Source organism: Falsiroseomonas oryziterrae (assembly GCF_021864505.1).
In the GTDB taxonomy this organism is placed as follows: domain Bacteria; phylum Pseudomonadota; class Alphaproteobacteria; order Acetobacterales; family Acetobacteraceae; genus Falsiroseomonas; species Falsiroseomonas oryziterrae.
On record NZ_JAKJIB010000196.1, the window covers coordinates 1 to 7,372 of the forward strand.

Consider the following 7,372-nt stretch of genomic DNA (forward strand, 5'->3'; position numbering starts at 1 on the left):
CCAGGCGCTCCGCTCGTTCGCTCGCCGCCGGCGACAGGCGCGGGCTGCGCTTCAGTGTGGCCGGCGAGGCGACGAGCGCCTCCACCCGCCGCCGCACCTCGCCGACCGCGTCGTCGGGCACGGCAGTCGCGGCCAGGGCGCGGACGACCGAGCGCGGGAAGCCCTGGCCGATCGCCTCTGCCAGGTCGTCGAGCGAGCGCGGCTCCACCCCGAGCGCGCGCCGCCCGCCCAGCGCGGTCACGACCTTGGCGATCTCAACGGGGTACATGGCAGGCCCTTCGGCTCATCCGAGCCAGGATATGGGCTCAGCCGAGCCGAAGTCCAGGACGATCGAGGGGTCCGCGACCTGCTACATGCCCGCGTCGGCGGGCACGATCACGCGGCCCTCGGCGTCGATGCGCACGGCAACGGCCTCCAGGCTCTCGCCGTAGCAGGGGCCGGAGAAGCACTCGCCATCCTCGATCCGGAACCGCGCGCCATGCGCCGAGCAGACGATGTGCTGGCGCTTCGCATCCAGGAAGCGGTCCGGCGCGGGATCCAGCGGCAGGCCGATATGCGGGCAGGAATTGACGTAGACATGCACCCGGCTGCCCTTGCGGATCGCAAAGAGGCCGGTGAAGCCGCCCGGCGCCGGCGGGAAGCCGCGGCTCTCGCCCTCCGGCAGCTCCTCCAGCCGGCACAGCACGCGCTCGTTGCTCGCGACCTCCGACATCAGCGCGTCCAGCCGCCCATGGCGCAGAGCTTCGCCCAATGCGCCGCGCCGACCGGCATGACCGACAGCCGCGACTGCCGCACCAGGGCGAGCTCCGCCAGTTCCGGATCCGCCTTGATGGTGGCGAGGCCGACCGGCTTCGGCATCGGCCCGACGGCGCGCACATCCACGCAGACCCATTCGCCCTTCGGGTCGTCCGGACCGACGGTCGGGTCGGGATAGGCCTCCCGCACCACCTCCACCACGCCGACGATCTCCTTGCCGATGTTGGAGTGGTAGAAGAAGGCCAGGTCGCCGACCCGCATCGCCTTCAGGTTCGCCTTGGCCATGTGGTTGCGCACGCCGGTCCAGGGCTCGGTCCCGTTCGCGACCTGCTGGTCCCAGGAGAAGGCGTCGGGCTCCGACTTCACCAGCCAGTATTGTGTCGGGGTGCGCTTCGTCGCTGCCCCCGCAGGGCGCCCCGCCCCGGCGCGCTTCGCCATCAGGCCGGCGCCCCGTCCTTGAAGACCACGCGATAGGGGCGGATCGCCACGCTCTCGAACAGGCCGGCCTTGGCATAGGGGTCGCCGGCGGCAAACGCCTCGGCCGCGGCGCGGTCCGCCGCCTCGATCACCAGCAGGCTGCCGCAGGCGTTGCCCGCCGGATCCAGCATCGCCCCGCCCATCACGATCTCCGCCTGCCGCCCGCGGAGGTAGTCGAGATGCGCCGGGCGCGTCGCGAGCCGCAGTTCCAGGCTGCCAGGCTTGTCGGTGCAGGCGATGGCGAAGAGCATGGCGGGGACGGCTCCTGGGCCCGGGCTGGTGGGCGGATGCGCGCCCGGGTTTCGCAACCGGACGTAACGCGCGCGGCCAAACGCTTCAATCCGGCGCGAACCGCGCCTAGGTTAACCCCGTGGACGCCAGCTCAGCCCCGACCCGGCCAACCGGGCCGCGATCAGACGCACCCGTGCCCCCGGGGACGCCTCCCGGCGCGCGGTCGCTGCATCGCTTCGCCAATCCCGGCCGATTCCTCCGCCTCACCGATCCCTGGATGCCCTGGCTCTGGGCGCTGGCGCTCGGCGTGACGGGGGCCGGCGCCTACTGGGCGCTCGTCGTCTCGCCCGCCGACTGGCAGCAGGGCGAGACGGTGCGGATCATGTATGTCCACGTCCCGATGGCCTGGCTGGCGATGGGCGGCTACATGGGCCTCGCGATCCTGTCGCTGATGTCGCTGATCTGGCGGCACCCGCTGGCCGACCTGACGGCGCGCGAGCTGTCGCCCGTCGGCGCCGTCGCCACCGCGCTCTGCCTCGCCACCGGCAGCCTCTGGGGCAAGCCGATGTGGGGCACCTGGTGGGTCTGGGATGCGCGGCTGACCAGCGTGCTGGTGCTGTTCTTCCTGTGGCTGGGCCACGCCGCGCTGGTGCGCGCCTTCGACGACATGGAGCGCGGCGCGCGCGCCGGCGCCATCCTCGCGCTGGTCGGCATCGTCAACATCCCGATCGTGAAGTTCTCCGTCGACTGGTGGAACACGCTGCACCAGCCGGCGAGCGTCACCCGCCTCGACAGCCCGGGGATGCATGTGGACATGCTCTATCCGCTGCTGACCTGCGCGCTCGGCTTCACGCTGCTGTTCGCGGTGACGGTGCTGGCGCGCACCCGCGCCGCGGTGATGGAGCGCCGGGTGCGTGCGCTGGAGATGGCCCGCGCCAGACGGTTTGACGCCGCGCAATGACGACCCGGATCGAAAGGCGCCATTGCTGCGCCGCGGGAACCGCGGCGAGGCCGCGGACGGGGCCCGCGGCCCGTGCCGCGCAGCCAAGCGGCCGGAGGCCGCGCCCGGCGATTGAGGGCAGCGCGAAGTGACGACGCACTGGCTTCACGTCACCCTGTCCTGGGGCATCACCGCCCTGGTGTTCGGCGGCCTCGCGGTCGGCGCCTATCTGCGCCAGCGCGCGGCCAAGGCACGCCTGGCCCAACTCGATCCGCGCGGAGCCCGGGACGCGTGACGCAAGAAGTGGGCAGACCAACCAAAAGGGCCGCCAAAGGCGGCCCCGCGCCGCGACCGACAGCAGGATCCGGCGCACCATGTCTGCGGCGCGCAAGCCAAGGCCGCGGACGCGGCCGCCCGGCGCCTGAGGACAAAAAACCATGACCCGCAAGAAACGCCGCATGTGGATCCTGCTGCTGTGCGGCATCGGGCTCGGCAGCGCCACCGCGCTGACGCTCACCGCCTTCCAGGACAACCTCGTCTTCTTCCGCTCGCCCTCCGACATCATGACCGCCGAGCCGCGGCCCGCGCCCGACCGCGCCTTCCGCCTCGGCGGCCTCGTCGAATCCGGCAGCGTGGAGCGCCAGCCCGCGGTGGCCGGCCAGCGCCCGGTGGTGCATTTCCGCGTCACCGACGGCGCGCATGCGATCCCCGTCGTCTATGCCGGCGTGCTGCCTGACCTGTTCCGGGAAGGCCAGGGCGTGGTGACGATGGGCCGGCTCGGCCCCGACGGCATCTTCCGTGCGTCGGAGGTGCTGGCCCGCCACGACGAGACCTACATGCCGCCGGAGGTCGCCGATGCGCTGAAGCGCGCCGGCCACTGGAACCCGGCGCAGGGCGCGCCACCGCCGCCCGCCACCTGGAACACGCTGGACCCGGATCGCCGCCCGCCGGCGCCGGCAGGAAGGACGGGCTCTTGATCGCCGAACTCGGGCATTTCGCCCTCGCCCTCGCGCTGATCCTCGCCCTCGCGCAGACCGTGCTGCCGCTGCTCGGCGCCGAGCAGCGCGACGCGCGCCTGATGTCGAGCGCCTCGCCGCTGGCGATCGGCCAGACCGTCGCCATCGCGATCAGCTTCGGCTGCCTGATGTACGCCTACGTCATCAACGACACGACGGTGCTCAACGTCGTGCAGAACAGCCACAGCGCGAAGCCGATGCTCTACAAGATCACCGGCACCTGGGGGAACCACGAGGGCTCGCTGATCCTCTGGGTCCTGATCCTGGCGCTCTGCGGCTTCGCGGTGGCCGCCTTCGGGCGCGACCTGCCCTCCACGCTGAAGGCGCGCGTCATCGGCATCCTCGGCCTCGTCTCGGTCGGCTTCCTGCTATTCATCCTGAAGACGTCCAACCCCTTCGACCGGATGTGGCCGCCGCCGCCGGACGGGCAGGGGCTGAACCCGATCCTGCAGGACATCGGGCTCGCGATGCACCCGCCGCTGCTCTACCTCGGCTATGTCGGCTATGCGGTGACCTTCGCCTTCGCGATCGCCGCGCTGATCGAGGGCCGCGTGGACGCCGCCTGGGGCCGCTGGGTGCGGCCCTGGTCGCTGGCGGCCTGGGCGTTCCTGACGCTCGGCATCGCGCTCGGCTCCTGGTGGGCCTATTACGAGCTCGGCTGGGGCGGCTACTGGTTCTGGGACCCGGTCGAGAACGCCTCGCTGCTGCCCTGGCTGATCGGCACCGCCCTGCTGCACAGCGCGATCGTGGTCGAGAAGCGCGAGGCGCTGAAGACCTGGACCGTGCTGCTCGCGATCATCGCCTTCGGCATGTCGCTGCTCGGGACCTTCCTGGTGCGCTCGGGCGTTCTCAACAGCGTGCACGCCTTCGCCAACGACCCCGAGCGCGGCATGTTCATCCTCGCGCTGCTGATGTTCTACATGGGCGGCGCCTTCCTGCTGTTCGCCTGGCGCGCGCAGGTGATGGCGCCCACCGGCATCTTCGCGCCGATCTCGCGCGAGGGCGCGATCGTGCTGAACAACCTGCTGGTCTGCTCGATCACCGCGGTGGTGTTCGTCGGCACGCTCTGGCCGATGTTCGCGGATGCGCTGTTCGGCGCGAAGGTCAGCGTCGGCCCGCCCTTCTTCAACATGGCGTCCTTCCCGCTGGTCGTGCCGCTGCTGCTGGCGATGGCAGCCGGCCCGCTGATGCCCTGGAAGCGCGCGCAGCTCTGGCCCGTGGTGCAGCGGCTCTGGGCGGCGGCGGTGATCGCGCTGCTCGGCTTCTTCGCAGCCCTGCTGCTGACCGGCCACAACGTGCTGCCCGCCGTCGGCTTCGCGCTGGCCGCCTGGACCATCGGCGCCGCCGTCACCGACATCGCCGACCGGACGGCGCTGTTCCGCACGCGCCTCGGCAATTCCTGGGCGCGCGCCAAGGGCCTGCCGCGCGCCGCCTGGGGTGCCGCCATCGCCCATGCCGGCGTCGGCATCGTCGCCGCCGGCATCGCCGGGATGGGGCTGGCGCAGGAGCGCCTGATCGCCCTCGCCCCCGGCCAGAGCACCGAGATGGCGGGCTACACCTGGCGGCTCGACGGCGTGCGAGACCACACCGGCCCGAACTACACCGCGCGCAAGGCGACCATCAGCGTGCTGCGCGACGGCGAGGTGCTGCACGTGATGGAGCCCAGCCGCCGCTGGTTCCCGATCGGCCGCCAGCACACGACCGAGGTCTCGATCCGCACCAACCTGCTCTACGACCTCTACGCCGTGATCGGCGAGGAGGAGGCGGCGACCGGCAAGGCGGTGATCCGCATCCACTACAACCTGCTGGCGCCTTGGCTCTGGATCGGGTCCTTCATCATGGCGCTCGGCGGCGCGTTGTCGCTGGCGGATCGCCGAGTCCGCATCTCCGCCCCGAACCGCAAGGCGGCGCTGCCGCAGGGTGCGGCAACGACATGAGAGGCGTCGTGATGCCCTCAAGCGCCGGGCGCCGGCTCCGCCGGCTTGGCTCGCCGCACTGGCGGCGGCGGCCATTCGGCCGCTCGGGCGGCTGCGCCGCCCGCCTGTGCCGCGAGGTCTGCTGACGTGTCGCCCGCCTCCCGCCGCGCGCTGCTCTTCGCGCCCTTCGCCGTCGCCGCCGCAGGCGGCGTTGCGTTCTACGGCATGCTGCAGGGCATGAAGACCGGCGAGTACAATCCGCGCGGCGTGCCCTCCGCGCTGATCGGCCGCAACGCGCCCGACTTCACCCTGCCGCCGCTCGACGGCGCCGACACGCCGCCGCTCACCTCGGCCGACCTGCGCAACCTGCCCGGCCCCGTGCTGGTGAATTTCTGGGCCAGCTGGTGCGTGCCCTGCATCATCGAGCATCCGCAGCTCGTCCGCCTGAACCGCGAGGGCGTGCCGGTCTACGGCATCGCCTACAAGGACCGGCCCGAGGACAGCCTTCGCTTCCTCCGCCAGCACGGCAACCCGTTCCGCCGCCTGTCGCGCGACGAGCCCGGCCGCGTCGCGATCGACTGGGGCGTCTATGGCGTGCCCGAGACCTACCTGCTCGACCGCCAGGGCATCATCCGCTGGCGCTTCGCCGGCCCGATCACGCCGGATGTTCTCGAACAGGACATCCGGCCGCTCCTCAGGCGCCACGCGTCGTGATGGACCCTCAGACGCCGGGCGCGGCCTCCGGCCGCTTGGCTTCGCGCAACGCACTGGTCCGCCCGGCCGCACTGTCGGTTCGTGCGCGGGCCGCATTCGCGGCCTCGGCCCGCGTCGTGCGAACGGCACGCCTCTGGCGTAACGCGGGCCGCCTCGTGCTGCTTTGCGGGCTGCTCGCCCCGCTCTCGGCCCACGCCGTCGGCAACCCCGCCGACATGCTGCCCGATCCGGCGCTGGAGGAGCGCGCGCGCAACCTCGGCCGCGACATCCGCTGCATGGTCTGCCAGAACCAGTCCATCGAGGACAGCGAGGTTGGCTTGGCGCGCGACCTGCGGCTGATCGTGCGCGAACGCATCGTGGCGGGCGACAGCGACGCGCAGGTGATGGCCTTCCTGCATGCGCGCTACGGGGATTTCGTGCTGCTGAAGCCGCCCTTCGCCTGGTCCACCGCCGCGCTCTGGGCGACGCCCGTCGTTGCCGTGCTGGCGGGCCTGGGACTGATCGTCGCGATGCGCCGCCGTGCCGCCGCGGTCGCCGGCAGCGGCCCGCCCCCGCTCACCGAGGAGGAGCGCCAGCGCCTGGCCGCGCTCGGCCTGCCGCCCACCGGCCAGGGACAGGACGGAACCCGCGCGTGATCTGGCTTCTCGTGGGCGCGGTCGCCCTCGCGGCGATGCTGCCGCTCGCCATCGCCGTCTTCCGTCCCGCCCGCGCGCGCGGCCGCGCCGAGGCCGACCTCGCCCTCTATCGCGCCCAACTCGCGGAGCTCGACCGCGAACGCGACGCCGGGCGGCTCGACGCCGCCGCGCATGCCGCCGCCACGCTCGAGGTGCAGCGCCGCATCCTGGCGGCACCCAAGGACGACGCCGCCAGCGCCGGGCGCAGCAGCGCCGCCTTCATCGCCGCCGCGCTCTTCCTGGTGCCCGCCGCCGCCATCGGCCTCTATTTGGTGCGCGGCACGCCCGACATGCCGAGCGCGCCCTACGACCTGCGCCGCCAGCAGATGGAGGCCGAGGAGCAGCTGCTGAACGCGCTGCGGAGCCGCATCGCGCAGGTGGACCCGAACAGCGAGCCGGCGCGTCAGGGCCTGCTCCTGCTCGGCAATGCGGAGCGCAACCGCGGCCGCAACACCGCCGCCATCGAGGCCTGGACGCGCGCGCTCGCGATCCGCTTCGACCCGCAGCTCGCCGGCGACCTCGCCGAGCTGCAGATCGAGGAGGGCAACGCGGCCGAGGCCGCCGCGCTGCTCGCGCGCGCGCTCGGCAACGCGCCGGGCGATCCGCGGCTGCGCTTCCTGACCGGGCTGGCGGAGGCGCGCGCCGGCC

At 72.7% G+C, this 7,372-nt stretch carries 11 protein-coding genes; 7 read left to right on the plus strand and 4 right to left on the minus strand.

The features are described 5' to 3' along the window. The 4 genes from L2I40_RS15120 to L2I40_RS15135 all read right to left on the minus strand — a co-directional run. Nucleotides 1-268: hypothetical protein (locus L2I40_RS15120; protein WP_237216034.1), on the minus strand; the 268-nt coding region annotated here is incomplete at its 3' end. Between the two features lie 81 nt (nucleotides 269-349). Next, nucleotides 350-712, minus strand: coding sequence for a Rieske (2Fe-2S) protein (locus L2I40_RS15125; RefSeq protein WP_237216035.1), 363 nt, complete (start codon nucleotides 710-712; stop codon nucleotides 350-352). Beyond that, entirely contained in the window at nucleotides 712-1,194 is a 483-nt protein-coding gene (locus tag L2I40_RS15130; RefSeq protein ID WP_237216036.1) for an EVE domain-containing protein, read from the minus strand. Before L2I40_RS15130 ends, L2I40_RS15125 begins: the two co-directional genes overlap by 1 nt. Further along, the gene (locus tag L2I40_RS15135) at nucleotides 1,194-1,484 is read right to left on the minus strand and encodes a YciI family protein (protein ID WP_237216037.1); all 291 of its coding nucleotides are present in this window, start codon (nucleotides 1,482-1,484) and stop codon (nucleotides 1,194-1,196) included. The genes L2I40_RS15130 and L2I40_RS15135 overlap by 1 nt, the downstream gene beginning before the upstream one ends. Before the next feature lie 257 nt (nucleotides 1,485-1,741). Between L2I40_RS15135 and L2I40_RS15140 the strand changes: the two genes are divergently transcribed. The 7 genes from L2I40_RS15140 to ccmI all read left to right on the plus strand — a co-directional run. Further along, a complete protein-coding gene (locus L2I40_RS15140; protein ID WP_372491065.1) occupies nucleotides 1,742-2,425 on the plus strand; it encodes a heme ABC transporter permease in 684 nt (227 codons plus the stop codon). Between the two features lie 127 nt (nucleotides 2,426-2,552). Then, complete coding sequence (gene ccmD / locus L2I40_RS15145) at nucleotides 2,553-2,699, plus strand: heme exporter protein CcmD (RefSeq protein ID WP_237216039.1); 147 nt, start codon at nucleotides 2,553-2,555, stop codon at nucleotides 2,697-2,699. 142 nt (nucleotides 2,700-2,841) lie between these two features. Next, nucleotides 2,842-3,381, plus strand: coding sequence for a cytochrome c maturation protein CcmE (gene ccmE, locus L2I40_RS15150; RefSeq protein ID WP_237216040.1), 540 nt, complete (start codon nucleotides 2,842-2,844; stop codon nucleotides 3,379-3,381). Next, complete coding sequence (locus tag L2I40_RS15155; RefSeq protein WP_237216041.1) at nucleotides 3,378-5,357, plus strand: heme lyase CcmF/NrfE family subunit; 1,980 nt, start codon at nucleotides 3,378-3,380, stop codon at nucleotides 5,355-5,357. Before ccmE ends, L2I40_RS15155 begins: the two co-directional genes overlap by 4 nt. Before the next feature lie 126 nt (nucleotides 5,358-5,483). After that, nucleotides 5,484-6,050 (plus strand): DsbE family thiol:disulfide interchange protein, encoded by a 567-nt coding sequence (locus tag L2I40_RS15160; protein WP_237216042.1) that lies wholly within the window; start codon nucleotides 5,484-5,486, stop codon nucleotides 6,048-6,050. Nucleotides 6,051-6,166: 116 nt separating this feature from the next. Next, nucleotides 6,167-6,685 (plus strand): cytochrome c-type biogenesis protein, encoded by a 519-nt coding sequence (locus tag L2I40_RS15165; RefSeq protein WP_237216043.1) that lies wholly within the window; start codon nucleotides 6,167-6,169, stop codon nucleotides 6,683-6,685. Beyond that, the coding region (gene ccmI / locus L2I40_RS15170; protein ID WP_237216044.1) for a c-type cytochrome biogenesis protein CcmI at nucleotides 6,682-7,372 on the plus strand (691 nt) is incomplete at its 3' end. The genes L2I40_RS15165 and ccmI, both read left to right, overlap by 4 nt.